General features: G+C 71.7%; 28 protein-coding genes. 5 read left to right on the top strand and 23 right to left on the bottom strand.

What is annotated here, in order from left to right:
* Positions 1 to 37: 37 nt before the first annotated feature.
* Entirely contained in the window at positions 38 to 2,119 is a 2,082-nt protein-coding gene (locus tag QWY29_RS16695) for an acyl-CoA dehydrogenase family protein (RefSeq protein ID WP_300962193.1), read from the bottom strand.
* A 73-nt stretch (positions 2,120 to 2,192) separates the two neighbouring features.
* Between QWY29_RS16695 and QWY29_RS16700 the strand changes: the two genes are divergently transcribed.
* Positions 2,193 to 2,876, top strand: coding sequence for a class I SAM-dependent methyltransferase (locus QWY29_RS16700; RefSeq protein WP_300962194.1), 684 nt, complete (start codon positions 2,193 to 2,195; stop codon positions 2,874 to 2,876).
* A gap of 4 nt (positions 2,877 to 2,880) precedes the next feature.
* Here QWY29_RS16700 and QWY29_RS16705 read toward each other — a convergent pair whose 3' ends face one another.
* Genes QWY29_RS16705 through QWY29_RS16715 form a run of 3 tightly spaced genes read right to left on the bottom strand, consistent with a single transcriptional unit; the run spans position 2,881 to position 5,996 of the window.
* A complete protein-coding gene (locus tag QWY29_RS16705; protein ID WP_300962196.1) occupies positions 2,881 to 3,957 on the bottom strand; it encodes a prenyltransferase in 1,077 nt (358 codons plus the stop codon).
* Entirely contained in the window at positions 3,950 to 4,726 is a 777-nt protein-coding gene (locus QWY29_RS16710) for a class I SAM-dependent methyltransferase (RefSeq protein WP_300962198.1), read from the bottom strand. The genes QWY29_RS16705 and QWY29_RS16710 overlap by 8 nt, the downstream gene beginning before the upstream one ends.
* A complete protein-coding gene (locus QWY29_RS16715; RefSeq protein WP_300962201.1) occupies positions 4,713 to 5,996 on the bottom strand; it encodes a glycosyltransferase family 4 protein in 1,284 nt (427 codons plus the stop codon). Before QWY29_RS16715 ends, QWY29_RS16710 begins: the two co-directional genes overlap by 14 nt.
* Positions 5,997 to 6,208: 212 nt before the next feature.
* Here QWY29_RS16715 and QWY29_RS16720 point away from each other — a divergent pair, with 212 nt between their 5' ends.
* Positions 6,209 to 6,811 (top strand): TetR family transcriptional regulator, encoded by a 603-nt coding sequence (locus QWY29_RS16720; protein ID WP_300962202.1) that lies wholly within the window; start codon positions 6,209 to 6,211, stop codon positions 6,809 to 6,811.
* Positions 6,812 to 6,949: 138 nt separating this feature from the next.
* Here QWY29_RS16720 and QWY29_RS16725 read toward each other — a convergent pair whose 3' ends face one another.
* The 16 genes from QWY29_RS16725 to QWY29_RS16800 form a co-directional block, all read right to left on the bottom strand.
* Positions 6,950 to 7,252 carry a GIY-YIG nuclease family protein gene (locus tag QWY29_RS16725; RefSeq protein WP_300962204.1) on the bottom strand — a complete coding sequence of 101 codons (303 nt, stop codon included), beginning with the start codon at positions 7,250 to 7,252 and terminating at the stop codon, positions 6,950 to 6,952.
* A 312-nt stretch (positions 7,253 to 7,564) separates the two neighbouring features.
* On the bottom strand, positions 7,565 to 8,062 hold the full coding sequence (locus tag QWY29_RS16730; RefSeq protein ID WP_300962206.1) for a TIGR03618 family F420-dependent PPOX class oxidoreductase: 498 nt from the start codon (positions 8,060 to 8,062) through the stop codon (positions 7,565 to 7,567).
* Positions 8,063 to 8,079: 17 nt separating this feature from the next.
* Positions 8,080 to 8,844, bottom strand: a complete 765-nt coding sequence (locus QWY29_RS16735; RefSeq protein WP_300962207.1) for an SDR family NAD(P)-dependent oxidoreductase — start codon at positions 8,842 to 8,844, stop codon at positions 8,080 to 8,082.
* An 11-nt stretch (positions 8,845 to 8,855) separates the two neighbouring features.
* Complete coding sequence (locus tag QWY29_RS16740; protein ID WP_300962209.1) at positions 8,856 to 9,767, bottom strand: 3-oxoacyl-ACP reductase; 912 nt, start codon at positions 9,765 to 9,767, stop codon at positions 8,856 to 8,858.
* 7 nt (positions 9,768 to 9,774) lie between these two features.
* Positions 9,775 to 9,969, bottom strand: coding sequence for a ferredoxin (locus QWY29_RS16745; protein ID WP_300962211.1), 195 nt, complete (start codon positions 9,967 to 9,969; stop codon positions 9,775 to 9,777).
* A gap of 3 nt (positions 9,970 to 9,972) precedes the next feature.
* A complete protein-coding gene (locus QWY29_RS16750; RefSeq protein ID WP_300962212.1) occupies positions 9,973 to 10,974 on the bottom strand; it encodes an NAD(P)/FAD-dependent oxidoreductase in 1,002 nt (333 codons plus the stop codon).
* A 72-nt stretch (positions 10,975 to 11,046) separates the two neighbouring features.
* Positions 11,047 to 11,787, bottom strand: coding sequence for a hypothetical protein (locus QWY29_RS16755; protein ID WP_300962213.1), 741 nt, complete (start codon positions 11,785 to 11,787; stop codon positions 11,047 to 11,049).
* A gap of 11 nt (positions 11,788 to 11,798) precedes the next feature.
* Complete coding sequence (locus QWY29_RS16760) at positions 11,799 to 12,362, bottom strand: Rv1363c family protein (protein WP_300962215.1); 564 nt, start codon at positions 12,360 to 12,362, stop codon at positions 11,799 to 11,801.
* A complete protein-coding gene (locus tag QWY29_RS16765; RefSeq protein WP_300962216.1) occupies positions 12,359 to 13,591 on the bottom strand; it encodes an MlaD family protein in 1,233 nt (410 codons plus the stop codon). Before QWY29_RS16765 ends, QWY29_RS16760 begins: the two co-directional genes overlap by 4 nt.
* Positions 13,588 to 14,790, bottom strand: coding sequence for an MCE family protein (locus QWY29_RS16770; RefSeq protein WP_300962218.1), 1,203 nt, complete (start codon positions 14,788 to 14,790; stop codon positions 13,588 to 13,590). Before QWY29_RS16770 ends, QWY29_RS16765 begins: the two co-directional genes overlap by 4 nt.
* Positions 14,787 to 15,953, bottom strand: a complete 1,167-nt coding sequence (locus tag QWY29_RS16775; RefSeq protein ID WP_300962219.1) for an MCE family protein — start codon at positions 15,951 to 15,953, stop codon at positions 14,787 to 14,789. The genes QWY29_RS16770 and QWY29_RS16775 overlap by 4 nt, the downstream gene beginning before the upstream one ends.
* Positions 15,954 to 15,955: 2 nt before the next feature.
* On the bottom strand, positions 15,956 to 16,939 hold the full coding sequence (locus QWY29_RS16780) for an MCE family protein (RefSeq protein ID WP_300962220.1): 984 nt from the start codon (positions 16,937 to 16,939) through the stop codon (positions 15,956 to 15,958).
* Between the two features lie 13 nt (positions 16,940 to 16,952).
* A complete protein-coding gene (locus QWY29_RS16785) occupies positions 16,953 to 18,017 on the bottom strand; it encodes an MCE family protein (RefSeq protein WP_300962222.1) in 1,065 nt (354 codons plus the stop codon).
* Positions 18,014 to 19,327 carry an MCE family protein gene (locus QWY29_RS16790; protein WP_300962223.1) on the bottom strand — a complete coding sequence of 438 codons (1,314 nt, stop codon included), beginning with the start codon at positions 19,325 to 19,327 and terminating at the stop codon, positions 18,014 to 18,016. The genes QWY29_RS16785 and QWY29_RS16790 overlap by 4 nt, the downstream gene beginning before the upstream one ends.
* Positions 19,328 to 19,331: 4 nt before the next feature.
* The gene (locus QWY29_RS16795; RefSeq protein WP_300962224.1) at positions 19,332 to 20,171 is read right to left on the bottom strand and encodes an MlaE family ABC transporter permease; all 840 of its coding nucleotides are present in this window, start codon (positions 20,169 to 20,171) and stop codon (positions 19,332 to 19,334) included.
* Between the two features lies 1 nt (position 20,172).
* Positions 20,173 to 20,946: an MlaE family ABC transporter permease gene (locus tag QWY29_RS16800; protein ID WP_300962226.1), complete on the bottom strand. Its 774-nt coding sequence runs from the start codon at positions 20,944 to 20,946 to the stop codon at positions 20,173 to 20,175.
* Positions 20,947 to 21,046: 100 nt separating this feature from the next.
* Here QWY29_RS16800 and QWY29_RS16805 point away from each other — a divergent pair, with 100 nt between their 5' ends.
* Together QWY29_RS16805 and QWY29_RS16810 are read left to right on the top strand one after the other, a co-directional pair.
* Positions 21,047 to 21,640, top strand: a complete 594-nt coding sequence (locus QWY29_RS16805) for a DUF1707 SHOCT-like domain-containing protein (protein WP_300962227.1) — start codon at positions 21,047 to 21,049, stop codon at positions 21,638 to 21,640.
* A complete protein-coding gene (locus QWY29_RS16810; protein ID WP_300962228.1) occupies positions 21,637 to 22,353 on the top strand; it encodes an ion channel in 717 nt (238 codons plus the stop codon). Before QWY29_RS16805 ends, QWY29_RS16810 begins: the two co-directional genes overlap by 4 nt.
* A gap of 16 nt (positions 22,354 to 22,369) precedes the next feature.
* On the opposite strand, the gene QWY29_RS16815 is transcribed toward QWY29_RS16810, so the two are convergent.
* Positions 22,370 to 22,726 carry an MmcQ/YjbR family DNA-binding protein gene (locus QWY29_RS16815; RefSeq protein WP_300962229.1) on the bottom strand — a complete coding sequence of 119 codons (357 nt, stop codon included), beginning with the start codon at positions 22,724 to 22,726 and terminating at the stop codon, positions 22,370 to 22,372.
* A gap of 35 nt (positions 22,727 to 22,761) precedes the next feature.
* Here QWY29_RS16815 and QWY29_RS16820 point away from each other — a divergent pair, with 35 nt between their 5' ends.
* Entirely contained in the window at positions 22,762 to 23,145 is a 384-nt protein-coding gene (locus QWY29_RS16820) for a rhodanese-like domain-containing protein (RefSeq protein WP_300962230.1), read from the top strand.
* 209 nt (positions 23,146 to 23,354) lie between these two features.
* On the opposite strand, the gene QWY29_RS16825 is transcribed toward QWY29_RS16820, so the two are convergent.
* Positions 23,355 to 24,641 (bottom strand): MFS transporter, encoded by a 1,287-nt coding sequence (locus QWY29_RS16825; protein WP_300962231.1) that lies wholly within the window; start codon positions 24,639 to 24,641, stop codon positions 23,355 to 23,357.
* A 136-nt stretch (positions 24,642 to 24,777) separates the two neighbouring features.
* A complete protein-coding gene (gene uvrB, locus QWY29_RS16830) occupies positions 24,778 to 26,904 on the bottom strand; it encodes an excinuclease ABC subunit UvrB (RefSeq protein ID WP_300962233.1) in 2,127 nt (708 codons plus the stop codon).
* Between the last annotated feature and the right edge of the window lie 82 nt (positions 26,905 to 26,986).

Genomic DNA, 26,986 nt, shown 5'->3' on the forward strand with positions numbered 1-26,986 from the left:
CGGCCGAAAACCCCTTCTGACCTGCGACTTCAGCGGGTCAGCGCGGCAGGCCCAGGATGCGCTCGCCGGCGACGTTGCGCAGCACCTGGGTGGTGCCTCCGGCGATCGACAGGCACCGGGTGTTGAGCATCTCCCAGACGTCGGCGCGGACGTCGTCAGCGTCGGTCAGCGCGCGGTCGCCGTGCAGCGAGACGACCAGCTCCGAGCCGTCCTGGCGGTTGCGGACGCCGAGCAGCTTGGCGACGCTCGACTCCGGGCCGGGGCCCTGCCCGGCCAGCGACCGCAGGGTCGACCGGACACCCAGCAGCGAGCAGACCGTCGACAGCGCGACCGCCTGGCCGACCCGCACCTCCTGGGCGACCGAGACGCCGTCGGCCGCGAGCTGGACGGCCCGCTCGGTGGACTTCGACAGGCGGCTGCTGGCCATCGCGACCCGCTCGTTGGCGAGCGTCGTGCGCGCCAGCCGCCACCCGTCCCCCGGCCCGGCGACCATCATCTCGTCGGGCACGAAGACGTCGTCGAGGAAGACCTCGTTGAAGAGCGCCTCGCCGGTGATCTCGCGCAGCGGCCGCACGTCGATGCCCGGCGAGCGCATGTCGACCAGGAAGTAGGAGATGCCCTGGTGCTGTGGGGCGTCGGGGTCGGTGCGCGCCAGGCAGATGCCCCAGTCGGCGCGGTCGGCGACCGAGGTCCACACCTTCTGGCCGGTCAGCCGCCACCCGCCCTCGACCTTCTCGGCGCGCGTGCGCAGCGAGGCCAGGTCGGAGCCGGAGCCGGGCTCGGAGAAGAGCTGGCACCACACCAGCTCCCCGCGCAGCGACGGCTCGACGAACCGCTCGCGCTGGGCGTCGGTGCCGTGCTCGAGGATCGTCGGCAGCGCCCACCCGGCGATGACGATGTCGGGCCGGGTCACGCCCGCCCGCGCGAGCTCGGTGTCGATGACGATCTGGGTCACCGCGTCGGCGCCGATGCCGTACGGCGCCGGCCAGTGCGGCATCAGGTAGCCGGTGTCCACCAGGCCGGCCCGCCGCTCCTCCTCGGGCCGGGCCGCGACCTGCTCGACCGTCGCGCGGACCTCGTCGCGCACCGCCGCGTCGCGGCCCTCGAGGTCGACCTCGAGCCGGCGCCGGGTCCCGGCGACCGCCCGGGCGGTGAGCCGGCGGGCGGCCTCGTCGGTGCTGCCGACCAGGCTGCGCAGGGCGACCGCGCGCCGCAGGTAGAGGTGGGCGTCGTGCTCGAAGGTGAAGCCGATGCCGCCGAGCACCTGGATGCAGGTCTTCGCGGCCTCCACCGCGCCGTCGAAGCAGGTGACCGCCGCGACGTCGGCCGCGAAGGCCCACTGGTCCTCCGGGCCCGACGCCGCCGAGGCGACGTCCCACGCCGCGCTGGTGACGGCCTCGGCGGTCTCGAGCATCTGCGCGCAGAGGTGCTTGACCGCCTGGAAGGCGCCGATCTTCTGGCCGAACTGCTCGCGGACCTTGGCGTAGTCCACGGCGGTGTCCAGGCACCACCGCGCGAGGCCCGCGGCCTCCGCGGCGGCGTACGTCACGACCGTGCGGTGCAGCAGCTCGCGCGTCAGGCCCGGCACGGCCGTCCCCGCCGTCACGTCGTCGACCGCCACCGCGCCGTAGCGTCGGCTCAGGTCGAGCCCGGTCCCGGGCGTGGTCGTGACCGCCGCGACCGGCAGCACCCGCCACTCCTCCCCGCCACCGGGACCACCGACGTCGACGAGGACGTGGGTCGCCGACGGGACGTCCCAGACCAGGTCGGAGAGGGCGACCCCGACCACCGACCCCTCGCCGAGCGCGCCCGCGACCTCGGTGCCGGCCAGCAGGGCCGCGGCCACGACCGGGCCCAGCAGCGGGCCCGGCACCATCTCGTGGGCGCACGCCTCGAGCGCGACCGCCTGGTCGAGCACCGACCCGCCGCCACCGCCGGCCGTCTCGGGCAGGCCGATGGTCGCCACGCCCATCTCGGTCACGGCCTGCCAGGTCGCGGCGAACGGCTCGGCCGCCTCACGCTCCGCGGCCCGCACCACCGCGGGGCCGTCGAGGCTCGCGGCCCACTTGCGCAGGCTGCCGGCCAGCTCGACGTGCTCGTCGGAGATACCGATCGACATGGGGGCGTCCTTCCAGGCGGCGAGGCTCCAGGGGTGAAACTAGAACGTGTTCCAACCCTACTAGTCTGACGCCGTGACGAACACGGTCGACCACACCTCCGACCAGCCGACGGACTGGCTGGGCCACGCCCTGGCCGCCAAGGGCTTCATGCCCGAGGACGAGGGGATGCTGCTGCACCGCGTCGCCCTCGAGCGCCTCCCCCACGGCCCGGCGCTGGAGGTGGGGACCTACTGCGGCAAGTCCGCGATCTACCTCGGCGCGGCCGCGCGCGAGGTCGGCGGCCCGCAGGCGGTGGTCTTCACCGTCGACCACCACCGCGGCTCGGAGGAGAACCAGGCCGGCTGGGAGCACCACGACGCCACGCTCGTCGACGACGAGTTCGGCGAGATGGACACGCTGCCCACCTTCCGGCGCACGCTCAAGCGCGCCGGACTCGAGGAGCAGGTCGTCGCCGTCATCGGCCGCAGCACCACGGTCGCCACCCACTGGCGCACCCCGCTGTCGATGCTCTTCATCGACGGCGGGCACGCCGAGGAGCACGCGCAGAACGACTACACCGGCTGGGCCCGCTGGCTCGAGGTCGGCGGGCTGCTGGTGATCCACGACGTGTTCAAGGACCCCGCCGACGGCGGCCAGGCGCCGTACCACGTCTTCCTGCGCGCGCTGGAGTCCGGCGCCTTCGAGGAGGTCGAGGCGCTGGGCTCCCTGCGTGTCCTACGACGGACGGTCGGAGAGCCGGGAGACCGCCTGCCCTGACACCTCAGGTGGCGCTGGCGGCGAGCGGGCAATCGCACTCGAGCGCGAGCTCGGTGAAGTGCGGCGCCAGCGAGGTGCCGCGCATGATTCCCGACCCGGCCGTGCTGTGCCCGGCGACCTCGCCGAGCGCGTCGACGGCCAGGACCACCGCGGCAGCGGTGTAGGTCGTCCACTCGTGGGGCCAGTTGACGTCGTCGCCGAAGACCCAGCCGGTCCAGTAGCTGCCGTCCTCCGCGCGCAGGTGCTGCATGTCGGCCAGCAGCTGCAGCGCGCGGCGGTGGTCGCCGATCGCGTCGAGCGCCATCACCAGCTCGCAGGTCTCCGCGCCGGTGACCCACGGATTGGTGTCGACGCAGCGGATGCCGAGGCCCGGCACGACGAAGTCGTCCCAACGGGTCGCGAGCAGCTCCTCCGCGGCCTCGCCGCGGACGGCGCCGCCGAGGACCGGGTAGTACCAGTCCATGGAGTAGGTCGCCTTGTCCAGGAACAGGTCCCGGTGCTCGCGCACCGCGTGGCCGAGCCGGCCGCCGGCCAGCTCCCACTCCGGCTGCGGGTCGTCGAGCAGGTCGGCCAGCGCCACACCGGCGCGCAGCGACTGGTAGATGCTCGAGGAGCCGGCCAGGAGCGCGCCCTCCTCGGTCGGGGTCCACCGGATGCCGCCGAAGGGCAGCTGCTGGCCGACGACCCAGTCCAGGCCGGCGCGCACGCTGGGCCAGTAGCGCTCCACGAACGCGTGGTCGCGGCGTACCAACCAGTGGTGCCAGAGGCCGACGGCGAAGTACGCCGACATGTTGACCTCGCCGCGCTCGTCCTCGACCTCGCCGCCGACGATCTTCATCGGCCACGAGCCGTCCTCGCGCTGCAGCGTCGGCACCCAGGCGTAGGCGCGCTCGGCCGCCTCGACCTGGCCACCGACGAGCATCGCCATCGCGGCCTCGACGTGGTTCCAGATGTCGACGTGCTCACCGGTCGTCCACGGCACGGCGCCCGAGGGCTCCTGCATCGCGGCGATCGAGGCGGCGGTGTCGGCGACCTGCGAGGCGGTCAGCACCCCGTCGACGTACGGCAGGAGCTCAGACATCGGCACCCGCGCCACGGACGTCGGCGGTGACCGGCTTGCGGAAGTAGAGCACCATGCTCTTGCCGATGAGCGGGTCGAGGACCTTGCCGGCGACCTTGAGCGCGGTCGGCTGCTTCATGATCTCCCACACCAGGAGCTTGTGGTAGGCCTTCGCGAGCGGGTGGTCGTCGTTGTTGACGCCGACGGCGCACTTGATCCACCAGTACGGCGCGTGCAGGCCGTGGGCGTAGTCCTTGCCCTCGAAGACCATCGCGTCACCGGGCTCGCCGTCGTTGGGCCGGCCGGCCTTGGTGACCTTGTCGACGAGCTCGTGGTCGGTGTAGATGCGAATGTGCCCGCCGGTGGCGTTGTGGTACTCCTCGGAGAGCTTCCAGTTGATGACCTCCGGCAGCCAGCGCGGCACCGAGATCGCCAGCGTGCCGCCGGGGCGCAGCACCCGGACCAGCTCCTTGATCGCGTCGACGTCCTCCCAGATGTGCTCGAGGACCTCGGCGGCCACGATGCGGTCGAACTCGCCGTCGGCGAACGGCAGCTGGAGGGCGTTGCCCTCCTTGACGTCGGCCTCGGCGCCGGCGGGGACCTCGCCGGCCTCCTTCATCGCGACGAAGAGGTCGCGGACGTTGGCCAGCTCGTCGGCGTCCATGTCGAAGGCGACGACGTCGGCACCGCGGCGGTACATCTCGAAGGCGTGGCGACCCGCGCCGCAGCCCATGTCCAGCACCCGGTCACCGGGGCGCAGCCCCAGGCGGTCGAAGTCAACGGTGAGCACGGTTGTTCCTCTCGTCCTGCGGACCCGCGGCGCGCTCGCGGCGGTAGTCCTCGATCACTTCCTCGTACGCCGCGGCGACCTTGACCGCCACGGCACGCCAGCTGAACAGCTCCTCGACGCGCTTGCGTCCCGCGGCACCCATCCGCGCGCGGCGCTCGGGGTCGTCGAGCAGCGCGCCGAGCGCCTGCGTCAGCTCCCCCACGTCGCCGGGCGTGACCAGGTCGGCGGCCTCGCCGTCGGGGCCGGTCACCTCGGGGATCGCGCCGGCGCGCGAGACCACCAGCGGGGTCGCGCAGGCCATCAGCTCGGCCGTCGGCAGCGAGAAGCCCTCGTAGAGCGAGGGCACGCACGCGACCTCGGCCGAGCCCATCAGGTCGACGAGCTCCTCGTCGGTCACGCCGCTGACGAACCGGACGCAGTGGCCGATCGAGAGCTTCTCGATGAGCTTCTCGGTCGTGCCGCCCGGGCGGGGCTTGGTGATGAGCACCAGCTCGACGTCACGCTCGGTGCGCAGCTTGGCGAAGGCCTCGAGCAGCGTCGCGATGCCCTTCATCGGGGCGTCGGCGCTCGCCATGGCGAGGATCCGGCCCGCGACGCGCGGCTTCGTCGGCGGCTTGAAGAGGTCCTCGACGCCGAGCAGGATCACCTGCATCCGGGCGGGGTCGACGCCGAAGTCCTTGGCGATGTCGCGCTTGGACGCCTCGGACGGGGTCAGGATCTTGCGGGCGGCGCGGGCGACCTTGGCCTGCATCCGCAGGAAGCCGTACCAACGCCACAGGGTGAACTTCCGCCAGGGGTTCTTCGTCTGGCCGATGTCGATGCGCCGGTCGAAGGTGATCGGGTGGTGCAGCGTCGTGACGAGCGGCAGCCCCATCTTCTCGATCTCGAGCATGCCGTAGCCCAGCACCTGGTTGTCGTGGACGATGTCGAAGTCCTCGACCCGGTCGCGCAGCACCCGGGCGACGCGCGAGCTGAACGTCTTCGGCTCGGGGAAGCCGGCCGCGCACATCGTGAGGAACTCCTCGACGTCGATGCGGTCGCGGAACTCGCGCAGCTTCGGCACCCGGAACGGGTCGGGCTGGCGGTAGAGGTCCAGGCTCGGCACCTTCGTCAGCCTCACCTCGGGGTGGTCGAGCTCGGGGTAGGGCTGGCCGGAGAAGACCTCGACCTCGTGACCGAGGTTCGCCAGCTCCCGCGTGAGGTGTCGCAGGTAGATGCCCTGGCCTCCGGTGTGGGGAGCGCTCCGGTAGGACAGCATCGCGATCCGCACGCGTCACGACCTTTCTCGACTGTGCCGTTGCCGACATCCGGACACAATCCGGATGCTTGACACGCCGGGCCGGACGAACTGGAACGTGTTCCTATCATGGACCACGTGGGGCTAGCCTAGTGCCACATACCGGCGGTCGGGTCCGCATCGGATCACACGACGCGGGACACCGGTTCCGTCATGACCGCATCGACACCCAGGGGCACGAGCGAATGAGCGCGACCAACTCCCTCAGCGTGGAGGACCTCGGCTCCGCCGCCCAGCGCGACCGCCGCAAGCGCATCCTCGACGCCACCATCGACCTCGCCTCCAAGGGCGGCTTCGACGCCGTCCAGATGCGCGCCGTCGCCGACCAGGCCGACGTCGCCCTCGGCACGCTCTACCGCTACTTCCCCTCCAAGATCCACCTGCTCGTCAGCGCCCTCGGCCGCGAGTTCGAGCGCGCCGAGGCCGCCCGCCGCGACGTCGACGTCCCCGGCGACACCGCCTCCGAGCGGGTCATCAACGTCCTCAAGGGCACCACCCGCGGCCTCCAGAGCAGCCCGCACCTCACCGAGGCCCTCACCCGCGCGTTCATGTTCGCCGACGCCTCGGTCCAGGCCGAGATCCACCAGGTCGGCATGCTGCTGAGCACGATGCTCACCCGCGCCATGCACCCCGGGAAGTCCGAGCCCACCGAGGACGACGTCGCCATCACCCGGATCATCGGCGACGTCTGGCTCGCCGCCCTCGTCGGCTGGGTCACCGGCCGGATGACCGCCGCCGAGACCGGCGCCCAGATCGAGCGCGCCGTCCACCTCATCCTCCGCGACTGATCTGACTCCTCGCCGGCAGTCCGGTCCGGTTGGTTGAGGAGGCTGCGCCAGCGCCCCCGGCTGGTTGAGGAGGTTGCGCCAGCAACCGTCTCGAAACCCGCCGGGACCAGCCCGCGCCTCGACCCGGGCCGGGTCAGGTCACCGCTCCTGCCGGTAGCACCACGCGCGGCTGGCGAGGCCGGGCAACGCCTCCAGCTCACCGCGGATGAGCGCCTCACGCTTGCGCCGGCTCCACCCCTGCACCTGCTTCTCGAACGCGTACGCCTCGTTGATCAACGCGAACTCCGCCGACCACACCAGCACCACCGGGCGACGCGCCCGCGTGCGGACGGCCGCGCCGTGGTCGGCACGGTTGTGCTCCCAGACCCGCCGCTCGAGGTCCGTCGTACTGCCTACGTAGTAGCTGTCGTCCGCGCATCGGAGGATGTAGGTCCAAGCCATGCATCGACGATCGTCCGAGGGCCGTACGCCGTCCAGCGGGCCGACGCCGGCCTGTGGACAACGGAGCTCGGGTCGGCGAGGAGGTTGCGCCAGCGCCTTCCTCTGCAGGTTTCGAGACAGGCGCCAGAGCGCCTTCCTCAACCAGCCGGAGCCGGGCGGGTTTCGAGACAGGCGCCAGGGCGCCTTCCTCAACCAGCCGGAGCACGGCGGGTTTCGAGACAGGCGCCAGCGCGCCTTCCTCAACCAGCCGGAGCCGGGCGGGTTTCGAGACAGGCGCCAGCGCGCCTTCCTCAACCAGCCGTCGGGGAGACGTCAGTCGAGGAACTCGGCGGTGGAGCCGCCGAGATCCAGGGGGGCCATGCCGAGCTTGCGGTGGTCCCAGCTGCGGACGCGGTCGACGTCGAGGCGGACGACGACACGGTTCTTGGCCATCAGCTCCACGAAGGGCTTGAGCTCCTCGGTGTACGGCGCGTTGTAGCGCTCGAAGACGTTCACGCAGACGTCCCAGACGGTCTGCTCGTCCTCGATCACGACGCCGTTGCCCTCGAGCGAGACGCCGCGGAGCTGGTCGTAGGTGTGGCCGGACTCGACGAGGAAGCTCATCCGCGGGTCGCGGCGCAGGTTCACGACCTTCTGCGACTTCGCCTTGGTCTCCAGCCAGATGTGGCCGTCGAGCCAGGCGTACCACATCGCCACGAGGTGGACCTGCCCGTTGGGGCCGATCGTCGCGACGGTCGAGCTGCGCTGCTGGGTGAGGAAGGTGTCCACCTCGTCGTCGGACATGACGACCTGGGACCGCTGGTTGGCCATGGCGCAGAACCTAGTGGTCAGCCACCGAAGGCGTGCGTGGAGGTCACGCCGCCGTCGATGGCGATCTCGGCACCGTTGACGTACGCCGACTCGTCGGAGGCGAGGTAGACGTACAGCGGGGCGATGTCCTCCGGGTGGCCGACCCGGCGCAGCGGCACCTTCGAGGCGCCGTACTCCATGGCGGCGTCGCCGCCGTGCACGCGCGTCATCGGGGTGTCGATCATGCCGGGGTGGACGGAGTTGACCCGGATCCCCTGGGGGCCGAGCTCCATCGCGGCGCACTTGGTCATGCCGCGGATCGCCCACTTGGTGGCGGCGTACGCCGTGCAGCCGGGCATGCCGGCCAGACCCTCGACCGACGACGCGTTGATGATCGAGCCGCCGCCGTGGGCGCGCATGGTCGCGGTGACCGCCTGCATGCCCAGGAAGCAGCCGAGCTGGTTGACGCGGAACAGCAGCTCCACGTCGTCCTGCGGCATGGTGCCGATCTCGCCGAACCGCAGCAGGCCGGCGTTGTTGGCGAGCACCGAGACCGGGCCGAAGCGGGTGCCGGTGTCCTCCACCAGCGTCGCCCAGGAGGCGGCGTCGCTGACGTCGTGGTGCGCGAAGTGCGCGCGGCCGCCGGCCGCCGCGAGCTCGTCGGCGAGCTCCTGGCCGGCGTCCTTGGCGATGTCGGCGACGACCACTGCGGCCCCCTCGGCCACGAAGGCGCGGCTGATCGCCGCGCCCTGGCCCATGGCGCCGCCGGTGACGATGGCGACCTTCCCTGCGAGTCGTCCCATGACCGTCCCCCTCAGACCGTGAGCTGCATGATCGAGTCGGCGGCGAAGCCCACCGACGGGTCGCGACCGTCGAAGTAGCCGCCGACCTGCTTGGCGAGGTCCTCGAGGTCCCAGACCGAGCCGGAGGCGTCGAAGCGCTGCTCGACGACCGGCGCGGCGACGAGCGCCACCATCCCGCCGTACACGACGAAGACCTGGCCGGTGATCGCCTCCGCGGCGGGCGAGGCGAGGTAGGCGACCAACGGCGCGACGTGGTCGGGTGAGTACGGGTCGACCGCCTCGCCCGAGGTGTCCTCGCCGAAGACCTGCGCCGTCATCGCGGTGCGGGCGCGGGGGCAGATCGCGTTGGCGCGCACGCCGATGCGGCCGAGGCCGCGGGCGGTCGAGAGCGTCAGCGCGGCGATGCCGGCCTTGGCGGCGGCGTAGTTGGGCTGGCCCGGCGACCCGCCGAGGAACGCCTCGCTGGCGGTGTTGACGACCCGGCCGTAGACGGGGGCGTCGGTCTCCTTCGACTTGCCACGCCAGTACGCCGCAGCGTTGCGCGAGAGCAGGAAGTGGCCGCGCAGGTGGACGGCGATGACCGCGTCCCACTCCTCGTCGGACATGTTGAACAGCATCCGGTCGCGGGTCATCCCGGCGTTGTTGACCACGATGTCCAGCGAGCCGAAGCCGTCGACCGCGGCAGCGACCATCGCGTCGGCGGTGGACCGCTGGGAGACGTCGCCCTCGACGACGGCGGCCTCGCCGCCGCGCGAGCGGATCTCCTCGACCGCCTCGTCGGCAGCGCCGGGCAGGTCGTTGAGGACGACCTTCGCGCCCGCGGCGGCCAGGGCGAGCGCCTCGGCGCGCCCGAGGCCGGCGCCGGCGCCGGTCACGACGGCGACGCGGCCGTCGAGCGACAGGTCGTCTGAGGTGGTGCTCATCAGGGCTTCAGTCCTCCAGGGAGATGGCCGCGCGCGGGCACGCGGAGACGGCGCGCTTGACGTCGCCCTCGGTCTCGGGCGTCGTCTCCTCGGCCTTGACCTGCAGGTAGTCGTCGTCGTCGAGCTCGAAGACCTGCGGGGCCATCGCCTCGCACAGCGCGTTCGACTCGCAGAGGTCGAAGTCGACCTTGATCCTGCTCATGGACTAGCTCCCTTCACTGGAGTGGCCGGGGAAGACGTGGGCGGTCGGGTCGATCGCCACGGTCGCGTTGTTGACGGCGGTCGCGGCCTCGCCGAAGCCGACGGCGATCAGCCGGACCTTGCCGGGGTACTCGGTGATGTCGCCGGCGGCGAAGACCCGCGGCAGGTTGGTGCGCATCGAGGGGTCGACGACGACGTGCCGCTTGTGCACGTCGATCCCCCACTGCTGCAGCGGCCCGAGGTCGGCGATGAAGCCGAGGGCGGCGACGAGCGCCTGGCAGGGGTACGTCGTTGCCTCGCCGTCGACGGTCACCTCGACCTCCTCGAGGTGCTCGGCGCCGCGCAGCGCGGTCACCTCGGCGCGGGTGACGATCTCGACGGAGGAGTCGCGGACCTGCTGGACGGTGCGCTCGTGGGCGCGGAACGCGTCGCGGCGGTGCACCAGCCGCACCGAGCGGGCGACCGGCTCGAGGTGCAGCGCCCAGTCGAAGGCGCTGTCGCCGCCGCCGACGATGACGACGTCCTTGCCGGCGTACGGCGCGAAGCTCGGGACGAAGAACTCCATCCCCCGGCCCAGCCAGCCCTCCCCCGCCGGCAGCGGCCGCGGGCTGAACTTGCCGATGCCGGCGGTCACCAGCACCGCGCCGGCGGCGACCTCGGTGCCGTCGTCGAGCCCCACGACCACGCCGTCGTCACCGTGCTCGAGGGTGGTCGCGGTGCGCCCGAGGAGGTACGCCGGGTCGGCGGTCGCGGCCTGCTCGACCAGTCCGGCGACCAGGTCGCGGCCCTTGACGGCGGGGAACCCGGCCACGTCGAGGATCAGCTTCTCCGGGTACATCGCGGTGACCTGGCCGCCGAGCTCGGGCAGCGAGTCGACGACGGCGACCCGGTGCCCGCGGAAGCCGGCGTAGTAGGTGGCGAAGAGCCCCGTCGGGCCGGCACCCACCACGAGCAGGTCGGTCTCGATGCGCGCGGGCGCGCTGGTCGGGCTGGCGGTCGCGGTCACGGCGGCGATCCTGCTCCTCCCGCCCGAGGTGGTCCACTAGAACGTGTTCTAGGTTCGGTCGGGACAGTTCTATCAGAGCGCGTCGAGATCCGTCACGACCCAGTCCCCCGCGTCGCGGTGGAGGGTGACCACCACGCGGTTGAGGTCGGCCCGCGGCTGCTTGCTGCCCTTGCCCGTCGTCGCCTGGTTGACGAACAGCAGCGCCTTGACGTCGTGCTCGCTCGCCGAGATCGCCGAGGCCGCCACGACCGAGGCCTCGACCTTCGCCTGGTTGCGCTCGGTGTCCTCGCGGATCGCCTCGAGCGTCTCGGTGTACTCCGTCTGCATCTTCGGTGCGAGCAGCGGCAGCGCGGCCTCCATGTCGGCGTCGAGGGTCTTCGCGGAGTAGGACAGCACCTTCTCCGCCGCCTCCGTCGCCGCGCTCAGCCCGGCCGACTTCGCGCCCTCGGACTCGAAGACCACGCCGTCCGCGAGGGGGGTCGTGCCGTCGGGTGGGCCGTCGGTCCCCTCGTCGACGGTGAGCATGCGGACGAGGACGACGGCCAGCGCGACGACCAGCACGGCCAGGACCGCCACGGGCCAGCGGCGGTGCGGCTTGCTGTCGGCTCGCGGGGTCTCGTCGACGCTCGCTGGCGCTCGCTGCTCGACCAGCGGCTCAGGCTCGGCGGCGGGTTTCGAGACGGCGCTGGCGCGCCTCCTCAACCAGCCGGCCGAGGGGGTGGTCTCGAGGTCGGAGCCGCAATAGCGGCAGCGGATGGCGGCGGCCTTGATGGTCTCCGCGCAGAACGGGCAGGTCTTGGTCTCGTCGGTCATGGTCGGCCCCCTCATCCCACGAACTGCACGTTGGAGGCCAGCCACTCGTCGCCCTCACGGACCATGTCGAGCTGGAGCCGGTAGTAGCGCGGCTGCGACGTGCCGTCGGTGGTCACGTTGGAGACCTCGCTGTCGGCGGCGACGTAGACGAGCGCGGAGTCGGCGTCGAGGTCGCCTACACCGAGGGCGACGACGGTGCCGGTGCTGACGGACTTGTTGCGCTCGGCCGCCTCGACGAGCTGCTCGACGTTCGCGGCGTACTGCTCCTCGAACTCGCCGGTGGCCAGCGACAGCACCTTCTCCGTCAGCGGCTCCATGTCGCGGTGGTCGACCTCGAGGAACGCGAGCGTCAGCTGTCGCGCCGCCTCGGCGACGTCGCGGTGCGCCTGCGTCAGCTCCTCGTCGCCGCCGCCGGCACTGCCGGTCACGGCGACCCGGAACGCGTCGCGGCCCTCGTCGGAGCGCAGCGCGGTCACGGCGATCGCCCCGGTCAGGGCCACCGCCAGCACCGCCAGGACGGCGGTCAGCACGCCCCAGCGCGAGGTCCGAGCCTGGTCCAGGCGCAGCGGACTCACATCCCCTCCTGCGGGCCGATGAGCATCCAGCGCCAGGAGTCCTCGCCGAACACGTCCTGCAGCCCGCCCTTGCTCCCGATGGTCACGGCCGGTTCGTCGGCGAGGGTAGCGCCCGGCGCGACCCGGTTGGTCGAGCCCCCGAAGCGGGGAGCGTACTTCGGTCCGCGCTGGTTGTACGGCGGTCCCGAGAGGCACGTGGCCGGGTAGATCGGGGCGTCGGTGAGGTCGGAGGACGGCCGCCACTCGTTGCTCGGCCTGAAGCCCTCCCGGCACGGACCAGGGTTCTGCGCCAGCTGGAGGTTGATGTGGCCGTAGCCGTCACCGGGGGTGCCGGTGAAGCCGTTGGCGACGATCTTGGGGAACGTCACGAGCAGCTGCTCGACGGCCGGGAGCCGGGTGGTGACGATCTGGTTGAGCGTCACCAGGTTGCCGATGAAGACCGGCATCGTCGGCTCGAGGCCGGCCATCAGCCTGTCCACCTCGCGCACCGCGCTGGCCCCGCCCTCCAGGACGGTGCGCAGCTCGGGGTCCTTGCCCCTCAGCGTTCCGGTCAGGTCGGCCAGCGAGCGGGCGAAGGTGCGGATGTCCTCGCGGTGGCGCTGCTGGGTGCGCAGCACGGTGCGGCCGTTGTCGAGCAGGCGGAACGTCGACTCCTCGTTCTCCAGCGCGGCCTCGACGAAGCGGGAGCCGCTGTCGACCATCCGCTCCAGCGGGCCGGCGGTGTCGGCGAAGGCCAGACCGAGCTCCTCGATGACGGTCGAGAGGTTGCCCTGGTCGACCGAGGAGACCAGCTGGTCGAGGTCGACGAGCAGCTCGTCCTCCCCCACGGGCAGGCTGTCGGCGTCGCCGGCCAGGACGGCGCCGTCCTCGGCGTACGGCCCGTCGCCGCCCTCGGGGACGATGTCGAGGTACTGCTCCCCGACCGCGGAGAGGTTGTGCACCTCCACCTTCGCGTCGAGCGGGATCTTCGTGCCCTCCTCGAGCGCGAGCTCGGCCTCGAGCCCCTCGCGGGTCACGTCCATCCCCGCGACCTTGCCGACCTTGACGCCGCGGTAGGTCACCTCGCTGCCCACGAACAGGCCGCCGGAGTCGGGCAGCGTCGCGGAGATCGTCAGGCCGCGGCCGAGCAGCCGGTCGACGAGCCCGAGGTAGGTGCCGGTCACGTAGACGATGCCGATGGCCGCCAGCGCCACGAAGAGCACCAGCCGGACCTTCACCCCGCGCGTCATCGGCCCAGCCCCTCGGCGAGGAGGCCGCCGCCGGTGCCGACCGACGAGTCACGGGTGTAGCCGTCGGTGCCGGCGCGGCCGAGCCCCGGCAGCGTCGGCAGGCCCGGGATGTCCGGGAGCGGGATGTCCGGCAGGTCCGGCAGGCCGGGGATGTCGGGCAGCGGGATCGACGGGCCGTCGCCGGGCTGCTCGATGAGCTGGGTGATGCCCTCCAGCGAGACGTCGAGCGCGAACTTCGCGTTGGCGTAGTCGCCCTTGACGATCTCGCTGGCCTGCTCGGGGAACGGGAAGCTGATCAGCAGCGAGAGGCCGCGCGGCAGCGAGTCGCCGGTCTCGTTGAGCCGGCGCAGGATCGGCCGCAGGTGGTCGAGGTCGGCCAGGAGGTTCTCCTTGGTGCCGTTGATGACCCGGGTGCCGACCTCGCCGAGCTCGTCGAGCTGGCCGAGCATCGCCACGAGCTGGTCGTGCTGCTCGTTGAGCACCTCCAGCGCCGGGCCGGTCGCCTCGATGGCGTCGGTGATGGTGCGCGACTCCCGGTTGAGGGTGCGGGCGAGCTTGTCGAGCGACTCCATCGCCGAGACGATGTCGTCCTTCTGCTCGTCGAGCCCGCCGACCAGCTGCTCGAGCTGGTTGAACAGCGACCTCACGTCGTCGGTGCGACCGGAGAGCATGTCGTTGACCTCGTCGCTGATCTGCTTGATCTGGCCGACGCCGCCACCGCTGAGCAGGAACGACAGCGCGCCGAGGACCTCCTCGACCTCCGGGTTGCGGCCGGTGTCGGCGAGGTCGAGCCGGTCGCCGTCCTCCAGCCGGCCCCGCGCGCGGCCGGCGGGCTCCTCGAGGGCGACGTACTTCTCCCCCAGCAGGCTGGTCTGGCGGATCTCGGCGACCGCGTTGTCGGGCAGCTCGATGTCGCTGCGGATCTTGAGGCGTACGACGGCGTTCCACCCGTCCCGCTCGACGTCGTCCACCTCGCCGACCACGACGTCGCTCACCATGACCGGCGAGCGGGGCACGACGTTGAGCACGTCGTCGAACTCCGCGGTCACCGTGAACGTCTCCTCGCCGCTGACCGGGCTGCCGGGCAGCGGCAGGTCGTAGGCGCCGTCGAAGTCACAGGCCCCGAGCAGCGGGACGGCCACCGCGAGGGCGACCAGGCCGGCGGCCCGCCTGGTCAGGCCCGTGATCGAGGTCCTCATCGGGGTCCACCTCCGAGCAGCTGGCGCAGGTCCTGGGCCGGGACGGCCTCGCCCGGGACCCGGGTGTCGGGGGCATCGGCGCGGGCCGGGCCGCGCGGGAGCGCGAGGCCGAGCGGCTCGAGGAGCGACGTGAGCAGCTTGCAGACCGTGCCCGCCGCAGGGACACCGGCGTTGGTGACGACGGCGCACAGGAAGCCGTCGAGGTCCTCGACGTTGGGGCCGACCTGGATCCGGGCGTTCTGCGAGCCGGTCTTGGTGTCGAAGCCGAGCGCCAGGTTGCCCAGGCCCAGCGGACCCTTCTCGATCGCCTGGGTCAGGGACTCCTGCTCCGAGACCAGCACGTCGAGCACGTCGGTGAGGTCCTCGACCTCGCCGACCAGCGCCTTGCGGTTGTCCTTCACGAACGCCTCGACCGTGCCGACCGCGCCGGCGAGGGCCTCCAGGGCGGCGCCGAGCTCCTGCCGCTCCCCCGAGAGCTGCTCGGTGGCCCGGCCCAGGTCGCCCATGAACTCGTCGACGAGGCCGTCGTTGCGCGCCAGGGTCCGGGTAAAGGCGTCCAGCTGCTTCACGGTGCCGAAGAGGTCGCCGCTGTTGTCGCCGAAGGTCTGGGCCGCGGCCGACAGGTCGCGGATGAGCTGGTTGGCCGTGCGCCCCTGCCCGTCGAGCGCCTCGGCACCCGAGGCCAGCAGCGTGTCGAGCGACCCGTCCTTGTTGGCGCCGTTGGGCCCGAGCGCGTTGGCCAGGGTCGAGAGGCTCTCGTAGATCCGGTCCAGCTCGACCGGGCTCGCGGTCTCCGCCAGCGGGATGTCGGCGCCGTCGGCCATGACCGGCCCCTCGGTGTGGACGGGGGTCAGCTGGACGAACCGGTCGGCGACCAGGGTCGGGGTGACGATGACGGCCCGGGCGTCCTTCGGCACGTCGTAGGTGTCGTCGTACACCATCTCCACCCGCACCGACTCGCCCTCCGGCACCACCGCGGTCACCTCGCCGACGGGCACGCCGAGGATGCGCACCTCGGTGCCGACGAAGACGCTCACGGCCCGCGCGAAGTGCGCGGTGACCTTCTTCTGGCCGCCGTCGCCGTCGACGAGCACCAGCACGGTGCCGACGAGCAGCAGCGCGGCGACCAGGGCGACGGCGGCCCGCATCGTGATCCGTGGCACGGTCAGCTCCTCCGTCCGGGGACGAACTCGCCGGCGAGGCCGAGCAGGTTGACCAGGTAGGCGTCGAACCACGGACCCGTGCCGACGATGTGGCCGAGGATGTCGGCGTACGGCCCGACGGCCTGGGCGGTCTCCTTGAGCTTGTCGCGCCGGTCGCGCAGCATCGTGGTCACCGTGCGGAGGTCGCGCAGCGCCGGGCCGATCTCGTCCTCGTTGTCCTTGGCGAGCCCCTTCAGCTGGGTCGCGAGCGTGCGGGCGTTGACGAGGAGGTCGTGGATGGCCTCCTCGCGCCGGTCGAGCTCGTCGAAGACCTGGCTGCTGCTGGCCATCAGCTGCACCAGGTCGCCGCGCCGGTCGGCGAGCAGCCCGGTGACCGACTCGGCCCGGTCGAGCAGGCCGGCGAGGTCCTCGTCGCGGGTCGCGATGGTGCGCGAGAGCCGGGACAGGCCGGTGAAGCTGTCCTGCACCTCCGGCGCGGCGCCGTCGAGGGTCTCGGAGATGACGTCGAGCGCCTCGCCGAGCTGCTCGTCGTCGATGGACTCGGTGGTGGTGGTCAGGTCGCCGAGCACGTTGACGATGTCGTACGCCGACTGGGTGCGCTCGACGGGGATGGTGCCGCCGGCCTCGAGCTGGCCCTCGTCGCTGGGGACGACCTCGAGGTACTTCTCCCCCAGCAGGTTGAGCACCTCCACCGACGCCCGGCTCTCCGGCCCCAGCTCGGTGCCGGCGTCGAGCTCGAAGTCGACGACCACGAGGCCGTCCTCGACCGACATCGCGTTGACCCGGCCGACGCGCTTGCCGGCGATCTGCACCATGTGGCCCGGCCGCAGTCCGCTCGCGTCGGTCAGCTCGGCGTGGTAGCCGACGCCCCGGAAGCCCGGGAACTTCTGCAGGTTGAACGCCGCCGCCATCACCACGAGCAGCACCACCAGGGCCACCGCGCCGAAGCGCATGACCTGGCGGTCGCTGCGTCCCCGCGCGCCCACTACCGGTCCCCCATCATTGGCACCTCGGAGCGGTGCTGTGGAAGGACAGGTCGTTGAGCGCGTCCTCGAGCCAGCCGAGGTCGATGCCGAGGATCTTGGGGAGCTTGATGCTGCCCTCGAAGTCGCAGAGGTAGTAGTTGTACCAAGACCCGTAGGTGCCGATCCGGGTCTGGTCGGTCATCGCCTCGGGCAGCCGGTCGAGCAGGGTGGTGAGCACCTCGAGGTTCTCCTGCTTCGACAGCGTGCGGACGAGGCGACGCAGTCCGCGGACGTCCTCGGCGAGCAGCGGCCGGGCCCGGGTGAGCAGGTCGGCGACGGTGTCGGTGAGCTCGGAGAGGTTCTGCACCGAGGTGCCGATGACGTCGCGGTCCTCGGCGAGGTTGCCCATCCACTCCTCCAGTCCGGTGACCAGCTCGGAGAGCTGGGTGCGCCGCCGGTCGACGGTGCCGAGCAGCTCGTCGAGGTTGGTGATGACCTCGCCGATCAGCTCGTCGCGGTCGGCGAGGGTGTTGGTGAGCGACGCGGTGCGCGCCAGCAGGCCCTGCACGGTGCCGGACTCCCCCTGGAGGACGTCGATGATGTTCTGCGACAGCTCGTTGACCGCGGCCGGGTCGAGCGCGGAGAAGAGCGGCTGGAAGCCGTTGTAGAGCGCGGTCAGGTCCAGCGCGGGCTCGGTGCGGCTGACCGGCATCGTCGCGTCGTCGTCGAGCCGCTCGCCGCCCCTCGGGCCCTCCTCCAGCGCCAGGTAGCGGTCGCCGACGACGTTGAGGTAGCGGATCTCCGCCCGGCTGGTCGTCGTGAGCGGCACGTCGGCGGCCACGGAGAACGTGACCATCGCGCGGCTGCGCTCGTGCAGCTCGATCTCCTTGACCTCGCCGACCGGGATGCCGGCGATCCGGACGTCGTCGCCCTCCTGGAGCATGCTCGCGCTGGTGAACTCGGCGTGCACGGTGCGCTTGTCGCCGAAGCCGATGTTGCCCATGATCACCGCCAGCAGGCCGGTGACGAGCACCGAGACGACGGTGAAGATCCCGAGTTTGACCGCCGCGAGGATCGTGGTGGTGTTGCGGGTGCTCATCGCTCCACCACCGTCCCGCGGACCTGCGGGCCGTAGAGGAGCGCCGAGAGCGAGCCGAGGTCGCGGTAGGACAGCCCCGCCTCGCTGGCCAGCAGCACGTTGACCAGGCGCTGCTCGGGCACGGTGCCGGCGTACCCCTTGGTGGGGTTGCGGTACGACGCCGGGTCGACGGTCCGGAACGGCAGCGTCGAGCCGACGATCTCGTCCTGGTCGCTGCCGTCGCGCAGCGGCGTGCTGTTGGGGCCGTCGGGCCGCGGGAGGCCCGCGCACCACGGCCCGTGCCCGACCTCGCCGTACTCCGGGCGGTCGTTGACGTCGTAGGCCGGCTTCTGCACCGAGCCGAGCTCGAGCACCTGGTTGACGCGGTCGTTCTTGAAGATCTCGGCGAGCTTCGCGGTGTAGATGTCGAGCCCCTCGAGCAGGCAGGGGTACTGCGGCGCGTAGGTGTCCAGCAGCCGCAGCAGCGGCCGGGAGAGCTCACCGAGGCGGATGATGCCGTCCTCGTTCTCGGCCAGCACCCGGGTGGTCGTCTCCGCCATGCCGGTCACGTCGCCGATGAAGGAGGAGAGCTCGGCCTCCTGGTCGGCGATCGTGCGCGCCGAGACGGTGGCGTTGCGCAGCAGGCGCAGCACGTCGGGGGTCGCGCGCTCGTAGATGCCCGAGACGTCGGCGATGAGCTCGAGGTCCTGCTCGAGCGTGGGCAGCCGCTCGGCCAGCCGGCCGGTGTAGCCGTCGAGCCGCTCCAGCAGCGCGCCGACCCGCTCGCCGCGGCCGGCGAGCGCGGAGGCCAGGGCGTAGAGGGTGCTGTTGAGCTCGGCCGGCTTGACCGAGCGCAGCAGCGGGAAGAGGTTCGCCAGGATCCGGCTGAGCTCGACGTTGGTCTCGACCCGGTCGGCGGGCACCACGTCGCCGTCGGCGACCGGCTCCGCGGACGGCTCGCCCGGCTCGACGAGCGAGACGAACTTCTGCCCGAACAGCGTCGTCGGCAGGATCTCGACCCGCACGTTGCGCGGGATGTCGCGCGCGGCCGCGGGCTGGAGGGCGAGGTCGACGACCGCCTGCTCGCCGTCCTGGCTGATCGAGTCGATCCGCCCGACCAGCACGCCGTGGTAGCGCACGTCGCCGTTGACCGCGAGCTGCAGGCCGGCCCGGTCGGCCTCGAGCGTCATCCGCGTCGAGCGCTCGAACTCCTTGTTGTAGATCGCCACCGACAGCCACAGCAGCAGCGCGATGACGGTCAGGAACACGACGCCGGCGACCAGCAGCCGTCGGTGCTCCCGGGGGGTGTCGTGGTGGACGTTGACCAGCACGCGGCTACCCCGTGATCCGCACGGTCGTGGTGGAGCCCCAGATCGCGAAGCTGAGGAAGAAGTCGGCGACGACGGTCGTCACGATGCTGGTGCGGATCGCCTTGCCGACGGCCATGCCGACCCCGGCCGGGCCGCCCGAGGCGGTGTAGCCGTAGTAGCAGTGGATGAGGATGATCGCCACGGCCAGGAAGATCAGCTTGAAGAACGACCACAGCATGTCGATCGGTGGCAGGAACTGCAGGAAGTAGTGGTCGTAGGTGCCGGCCGACTGGCCGTAGACCATCGTGGTGATCAGGCGCGGCGAGAGGTACGACGCGCTCAGCGCCACGACGTACAGCGGGATGACCGCGATGAACGCCGCGATCATGCGGGTCGTCACCAGGAACGGCAGCGACGGGATGCCCATCACCTCGAGGGCGTCGATCTCCTCGCTGATCCGCATCGCGCCCAGGCGCGCGGTGTAGCCGCAGCCCACGGTCGCGGCCAGCGCGATCGCGGAGATCAGCGGGGCGACCTCGCGGGTGTTGAAGTAGGCGGAGATGAAGGCGGTGAACTTCGAGACGCCGAGCTGGCTGAGCGAGGCGTAGCCCTGGATGCCGACCTCGGTGCCGGCGAAGAACGCCAGGAACGCGATGACGCCCACGGTGCCGGCGATGACCGACAGCCCGCCGACGCCGAAGGAGACCTCGGCGAGGGTGTTGAGGATCTCGCGGGGGTAGCGGCGGATCGCCCGCGGCGTCCAGGCGAGCGCCTTGACGTAGAACAGCAGCTGGTCGCCGTACTCCTCCAGGCGCGCGCGACGCTCCTTGAGCAGGGCGCTCCCGACCTCGCTGATCGCCGACACCTCAGAGCCCCTGCTGCGGGACGACCTGGAAGTAGATCGCGGTGATGATCGCGTTGAGGAAGAACAGCAGCATGAAGGCGACGATCACCGACTCGTTGACCGCCCGGCCCACGCCGCTGGGGCCGCCGCCGGCGTTGAGCCCCTTGAAGGCGCCGACGATCGCGGCGAGGTAGCCGAAGACCGCCGCCTTGACCATCGAGATGTAGAGGTCGGGCAGGCTCGCCAGGGCGGTGAACGAGGACAGGAACGCCCCGGCCGACCCGTCCTGGATGATCACGGTGAAGAAGTAGCCGCCGCCGATGCCGGCGGAGATCACCAGGCCGTTGATCATCAGCGCGACGAACACGGTGGCCATCACGCGGGGCACCACGAGCCGGGCGATCGGGTCGACGCCCAGCACCTCCATCGCGTCGATCTCCTCGCGGATCTTGCGGGCGCCCAGGTCCGAGCAGATCGCCGAGCCCGCCGCCCCCGCGATGATGAGGGCGGCGGCGATCGGCGCCGCTTCGCGCACCACCGCCAGGACCGCGGAGGCGCCGGCGAAGGACTGCGCGCCGAGCTGTCCGGTGAGGTTGCCGACCTGCAGCGAGATCACCGCGCCGAACGGCACCGAGACCAGGATCGTCGGCATCAGCGTCACGCTGGTGATGAACCAGGCCTGCTCGATGAACTCCCGCAGCTGGAACGGGGTGGTGAAGAGGCGCTTGGTGACGTCGACGACCATCGCGGTCAGCTCACCGGGTCCGCGGATGACGGACACAGCAGAGAACGCCATCCCCCCACCTCCCCAGATCGATGACGGCGGGGCCCACCGTAGAACGTGTTCTTGTTTCGGGCAACGGGCGTCCACCGAACGGGCGGCCTAGGATGCCGACGTGCCGAGCCCGCCCGATCCCGCCGCCACCTGGGCGTCCTTCACCCACGACCCGCGCGCCAAGGCCAACGCGAGCCTGCGGGCCGGCGACGCCGACCGGGAGGTCGTGCTCCGCGTGCTCGGCGACGCGTACGCCGACGGGAGGCTGACCCGCGAGGAGCACGACCAGCGGGCCGCCAGGCTGGCCGCGACCCGCACCTTCGGCGAGCTGCGGCCGCTGCTCGACGACCTCGTGCCGACCTCCCCCGCGCCCTCGCGGGGAAAGACGGCGGCGCTGGCGGCCGCGGGGCCCGACGAGCTGCGCCGGATGGCCGTGCGCGAGTGGGAGTCCGACCGGCGCTCAGCGGTGCTCGCCTTCATCGGCCCCTCCCTCATCTGCTGGGCGGTCTGGCTGGCGACCTCCTTCGGGCCGGACGGCTTCGAGGCGTCCTTCCCCTGGCCGCTCATCGTGATGGCCGCGACCGGCTTCCACCTCGTGCGCACGCTCGTCGCCCGCCAGGAGCTGATCGCCTCCGAGCTGGAGCGGCTCGAGCGCCGCCAGGCGAAGGCGCTGCGCGGCCGGGACGGCCGGGGCGGGCGGGGCCTGCTCCCGTGACCCGCCGCGCCCTCCACCCGCGCGACGCCTCCCGCGACCAGCGGGTCCACGGCGTCCTGGGCCAGCACCCCTCCGCCGTGCTGCTCGGCGTGCAGCTCGTCGCGGTGCTCGTCTACCCCTTCCTCCAGGACTCCGCCGCCGGGCGGGCCGTCATCGGCGTGGTCCAGATCGGCGTCGTGACGATCGCGGTCTGGGCCGTGCGCCGCACCCCGGCGCTGAACTGGTCAGCGGCGTTCCTCGGCCTGCCGGCGATCGTCTTCACCGTGCTCGAGGCGATCTGGCCGCACACCGACTGGATCGTCCTGGTCTCGGCGTGCCTGCACGCGCCCTTCTACTTCTACGTCTCCTACGCGATGATCCGCTACCTCTTCCACGACGACCGGGTCACCACCGACGAGCTCTACGCGACCGGCGCGGCCTTCACCGTCGTGGCCTGGGGGTTCGCCTACCTGTACGCCGCGGTGCAGGTCGTCGTGGACGGCGCGTTCATCGGCACCACCTCCGCGGACCACCGCAGCTGGTTCGAGCTGCTCTACCTGTCCTTCTCCGTGCTCACCAGCGTCGGCCTGTCCGACGTCGTCCCCGTGGCCGCCCACGCACGGTCGTTGGTGATGATCGAGATGGTCGCCGGCGTCCTCTACGTCGCGCTCGTGGTGGCCCGCCTCGTCGGCCTGGTCGTCACCCGCAACGCCACCCGCCCCCCGCGCGACTGACCACCGGGCGGGCCGCTCAGGCGTCCCAGCCGTCGGGCCGGTGCTTGCGCGGCAGCGTCCCGACGACGAGCCGGTAGGACTCGTCCACCGCCTCGAGCAGCTCGTCGTCGGGGATCTCGTAAGACAGGTCGTTCCACCCCGAGCGGCCGATGTAGGCCATCACCCGCGCCTTCCCGGGGTGCCGGTCGAGCCACTCGTCGGCGACCTCGCGGATGCCGGCCTTGACGCCGACCCCGTCGGCGCGCAGGAACGCGAAGATCTTCGCCCGCCCCTCGGGGCCGACCTTGACCACCGGGTGCTCCTCGCCCCAGGGGTCGTCGGGCCACGCGCCGGGCTTGGCCAGGCAGTGCGCGCGGATCCGCTCGACGTCCACCCCCGGACCGTACTGGCGGACCGTACTGTCGGGCCATGGCCGCCGACGACGACTCCGCGATCAGCAGGCTGCTCCAGGAGGCCCGGGCCGGCCTCGCCCGGGTCGAGCCGGCCGACCTCGCGGCCGCGGCCGCTGCGGGCGCGCTCGTGGTCGACACCCGGCCGGCCGAGCAGCGCCGGCGCGACGGCGAGCTCCCGGGGGCGCTGGTCGTCGACCGCAACGTGCTGGAGTGGCGCCTGGACCCCACCAGCCCGCACCGGCTGCCCGTCGCCGACGACCCGGAGCGTCGCGTGGTCGTCGTCTGCAACGAGGGCTACAGCTCGAGCCTCGCGGCGGCCACGCTGCAGCGGCTGGGCCTGCCGCACGCCACCGACCTCGTCGGCGGCTACCAGGCCTGGCTGGCGCAGGTCGGCGGCTGACCCAGCCAGCCTCCGTCCGACATCAGCGCCGCGCGCGGACCCGGCGCACGAAGGTCAGCAGGTTGCGCCGCAGCCGGGACGCCTCGCCGCGGCTGGCGTCGACGAACGACGCCCGCACCTCGCGCTCGTCCAGCGGCCTCACGTCTGGGTCTCGTCCGGCTCGCCGAGCCGGTAGCCCGCCAGGGCCGCCCGCGTCGTACCGGTGACGATCAGGTCGGCGAGTGCAGCGAGGCCGCGAGCTGCTCCCGGCTCGTGGCGCGCCGCGCCAGCCGACGGAACCGCCAGACCTGCGACCCGCCGAGCGCCCACAACGCGAACTGGGTCGCCATCGCCCAGCGGAACGCGTCCGCGGTGTAGTCCGAGCCCGTCGGGGTCCGCCAGTCGAGCACGAGCCCGATGACGACGACGAGCACGAGGGTCGCGATGAAGCCGCCCTGGTTGATCAGCCCGGTGGCGCTGGCGAGACGCGCGGGCGGGTTGGACGTCCGGCCGACGTCGAAGCCGATCATGCAGGTCGGGCCACCGATGCCGACGACGGCCGCGAGACCGACGAGCACCGCGAACGGCGCCTCCCCCGGCCACAGCAGCACCACGGCCCAGGCACCGGCCAGCGCCGTGATCACGGCCAGCACCATCGAGGACCGCTGCCACGGGTAGGCGCCGACGAACCAGCCGAGGACCGGCCCGACCGTCATCGCCGCCGCGACGATCACCGTCAGCAGCGCGCCGGCCTCGCCGGAGGACAGTCCCTCGCCGCGGACGAAGAACGGGTAGCCCCACAGCAGGCCGAGCATGTTGCTGCTGAACGGCGTGGAGAAGTGCATCCAGAAGCCCAGCCGGGTCCCGGGCTCGGCCCACGACGCCGCCAGGCTGCGGCGCACCGCGACCAGCGACATCGGCTCGCCCCGCAGGTTGCGGGCCCTCGGGCTGTCGCGCAGCACGAGCAGCAGCGCGACCATCAGCACCGGCCCGACGGCAGCGGCGGTCAGGTAGGCGTTCGTCCAGCCCAGGTCGCGCAGCGCCCAGGTCATCGGCACCGCCGCGATCACCGAGCCGAGCTGGCCGATCGTGCCGGTGAGCTGGCTGAACAGCGGGATGCGCCGGCGCGGGAACCAGCTGTTGACCAGCCGCATGACGCAGATGAAGGTCAGCGCGTCACCGACGCCGACGAAGGCACGGGCGCCCAGCGCGACGGCGTACGACGTGGCGAAGGCGAACACGCTCTGGCCGATCGTCATCACCGCCAGCCCCGCCGCCAGCACGCTGCGCGAGCCCCACCGGTCCACCAGCAGCCCGACGGGCACCTGCATGCCGGCGTACACCAGCAGCTGGAGCATCGTGAACGTCGCCAGCTGCGACGCCGAGATGTCGAAGCGCTCCGAGGCCAGCAGGCCGGCCACCGCGAGCGAGGAGCGGTGGAAGACCGCCAGCAGGTAGACCAGGAGCCCGACGCCCCAGACCAGGACCGCGGTCCGCAGGCGGGGGTCCTCCGTCACCAAGCCCTGCTGGTTACTTCGTTGCCGGCGCTCGCTTCGTCGCTGCGCCTCACTTCGTCGCCGGCGCTCGCTGCGCTCGCGCTGCTCCCGCGCTCGCGGCCAGCACTCGAGCTCGTTCCTCGCTCGGCGCTGCCGCTCACTTGGTCGCTTCCATCATCTGCCGCAGCTCCTTCTTCAGCTCCGAGATCTCGTCGCGCAGCCGCGCGGCGAGCTCGAACTGCAGCTCCGCGGCGGCGGTCCGCATCTGGTCGGTGAGGTCCTGGATCAGCTGCGCGAGGTCGGAGCTGGGCATGCCGGCGAGGTCCTTGGCGTGCTTGCCCGCGGCGTCCTTGCCGAGCGTCGGCACCGGCTGCTTGGCCTTGGCGCCACCCGCGCGGCCCTTGGCCTCGGTCCCGGCCCAGGTCTCCAGCAGCGCCTGGGTGCTCTCGTCCTCGCGGGCGAGCATCTCGGTGATGTCGGCGATCTTCTTGCGCAGCGGCGTCGGGTTGATGCCGTGCTCGGTGTTGTAGGCGATCTGCTTGGCACGGCGCCGGTTGGTCTCGTCGATGGCGTTCTCCATCGACGGGGTGATCTTGTCGGCGTACATGTGCACCTGGCCCGACACGTTGCGGGCCGCGCGGCCGATCGTCTGGATGAGCGACTTGTCCGAGCGGAGGAAGCCCTCCTTGTCGGCGTCGAGGATCGAGACCAGCGAGACCTCCGGCAGGTCGAGGCCCTCGCGCAGCAGGTTGATGCCGACGAGCACGTCGTACTCCCCCAGCCGCAGGTCGCGCAGGAGCTCGATGCGCTTGAGGGTGTCGACCTCGGAGTGGAGGTAGCGGGTGCGGATGCCGGCGTCGAGGAGGTAGTCCGTGAGGTCCTCGGACATCTTCTTGGTCAGCGTGGTGACCAGGACGCGCTCGTTCTTGTCCACGCGCAGCCTGATCTCGTGGATCAGGTCGTCGATCTGGCCCTTGGTCGGCTTGACCACGACCTCGGGGTCGACCAGCCCGGTCGGGCGGATGATCTGCTCGACGACGTCGCCGCCGACCTTGTCCAGCTCGTAGTCGCCCGGGGTCGCGGAGAGGTAGATCGTCTGGCCGATCCGGTCGAGGAACTCCTCCCACCGCAGCGGCCGGTTGTCCATCGCGCTGGGCAGCCGGAAGCCGTGGTCGACCAGGTTGCGCTTGCGCGACATGTCGCCCTCGTACATCCCGCCGATCTGCGGGACCGCGACGTGGGACTCGTCGACGACGAGCAGGAAGTCCTCGGGGAAGTAGTCGAGCAGGCAGTTGGGCGCCGAGCCGCGGGCGCGGCCGTCGATGTGCATCGAGTAGTTCTCGATCCCCGAGCAGGAGCCGACCTGGCGCATCATCTCGATGTCGTACGTCGTGCGCATCCGCAGCCGCTGGGCCTCCAGCAGCTTGCCCTCGCGCTCGAACCGCGCCAGCTGGTCCTCCAGCTCCAGCTCGATCCCCTTGATCGCCCGCTCCATGCGCTCGGGGCCGGCGACGTAGTGGGTCGCGGGGAAGACGTAGAGCTCCTCGTCCTCGGTGAGCACCTCACCGGTGACGGCGTGCAGCGTCATCAGCCGCTCGATCTCGTCGCCGAAGAACTCGATGCGCACCGCGTGCTCCTCGTAGACCGGGAAGATCTCGAGGGTGTCGCCGCGGACCCGGAAGGTGCCGCGGGTGAAGGACATGTCGTTGCGGGTGTACTGGATCTCCACCAGCCGCCGCAGGATCGAGTCGCGGTCGTGCTCCTCGCCGACCTTGAGCCGGATCATCCGGTCGACGTACTCCTGCGGCGTGCCCAGGCCGTAGATGCAGGAGACCGTGCTGACCACGATCACGTCGCGGCGGGTGAGCAGGCTGTTGGTCGCGGAGTGCCGCAGCCGCTCGACCTCCTCGTTGATCGAGGAGTCCTTCTCGATGTAGGTGTCGGTCTGCGGGACGTAGGCCTCGGGCTGGTAGTAGTCGTAGTAGGAGACGAAGTACTCGACCGCGTTCTCCGGGAAGAGCTGGCGCAGCTCGTTGGCGAACTGGGCGGCGAGCGTCTTGTTCGGCTGCATGACCAGCAGCGGTCGCTGCACCTGCTCGGCGACCCACGCGACCGTCGCGGTCTTGCCGGTGCCGGTCGCACCGAGGAGCACGACGTCCTCCTCGCCGCCCTTGATCCGCTTGGTGATCTCCTTGATCGCGGCGGGCTGGTCGCCCGACGGCTGGTAGTCCGAGATCACCTGGAACGGGGCGACGCGGCGCTCGAGATCGGTCACGGGACGCATGGCTTCGAGCGTACGCCGCAGCGCCGACAGTCCCTCCGTGACGACCGTCGCAGGCGGCGGCTCCGGCCGACGACGCCCCGGG

The organism is Nocardioides abyssi (assembly GCF_030412915.1).
GTDB classification, from domain to species: domain Bacteria; phylum Actinomycetota; class Actinomycetes; order Propionibacteriales; family Nocardioidaceae; genus Nocardioides; species Nocardioides abyssi.

Excerpts from the sequence above, each read along its gene's own strand:
- QWY29_RS16695 (WP_300962193.1), bottom strand. The coding sequence starts at position 2,119 with ATGTCGATCGGTATCTCCGACGAGCACGTCGAGCTGGCCGGCAGCCTG.
- QWY29_RS16705 (WP_300962196.1), bottom strand. The coding sequence starts at position 3,957 with ATGTCTGAGCTCCTGCCGTACGTCGACGGGGTGCTGACCGCCTCGCAG.
- QWY29_RS16720 (WP_300962202.1), top strand. The coding sequence starts at position 6,209 with ATGAGCGCGACCAACTCCCTCAGCGTGGAGGACCTCGGCTCCGCCGCC.
- QWY29_RS16725 (WP_300962204.1), bottom strand. The coding sequence starts at position 7,252 with ATGGCTTGGACCTACATCCTCCGATGCGCGGACGACAGCTACTACGTA.
- QWY29_RS16730 (WP_300962206.1), bottom strand. The coding sequence starts at position 8,062 with ATGGCCAACCAGCGGTCCCAGGTCGTCATGTCCGACGACGAGGTGGAC.
- QWY29_RS16735 (WP_300962207.1), bottom strand. The coding sequence starts at position 8,844 with ATGGGACGACTCGCAGGGAAGGTCGCCATCGTCACCGGCGGCGCCATG.
- QWY29_RS16740 (WP_300962209.1), bottom strand. The coding sequence starts at position 9,767 with ATGAGCACCACCTCAGACGACCTGTCGCTCGACGGCCGCGTCGCCGTC.
- QWY29_RS16745 (WP_300962211.1), bottom strand. The coding sequence starts at position 9,969 with ATGAGCAGGATCAAGGTCGACTTCGACCTCTGCGAGTCGAACGCGCTG.
- QWY29_RS16755 (WP_300962213.1), bottom strand. The coding sequence starts at position 11,787 with ATGACCGACGAGACCAAGACCTGCCCGTTCTGCGCGGAGACCATCAAG.
- QWY29_RS16765 (WP_300962216.1), bottom strand. The coding sequence starts at position 13,591 with ATGACGCGCGGGGTGAAGGTCCGGCTGGTGCTCTTCGTGGCGCTGGCG.
- QWY29_RS16770 (WP_300962218.1), bottom strand. The coding sequence starts at position 14,790 with ATGAGGACCTCGATCACGGGCCTGACCAGGCGGGCCGCCGGCCTGGTC.
- QWY29_RS16785 (WP_300962222.1), bottom strand. The coding sequence starts at position 18,017 with ATGAGCACCCGCAACACCACCACGATCCTCGCGGCGGTCAAACTCGGG.
- QWY29_RS16800 (WP_300962226.1), bottom strand. The coding sequence starts at position 20,946 with ATGGCGTTCTCTGCTGTGTCCGTCATCCGCGGACCCGGTGAGCTGACC.
- QWY29_RS16820 (WP_300962230.1), top strand. The coding sequence starts at position 22,762 with ATGGCCGCCGACGACGACTCCGCGATCAGCAGGCTGCTCCAGGAGGCC.
- uvrB (WP_300962233.1), bottom strand. The coding sequence starts at position 26,904 with ATGCGTCCCGTGACCGATCTCGAGCGCCGCGTCGCCCCGTTCCAGGTG.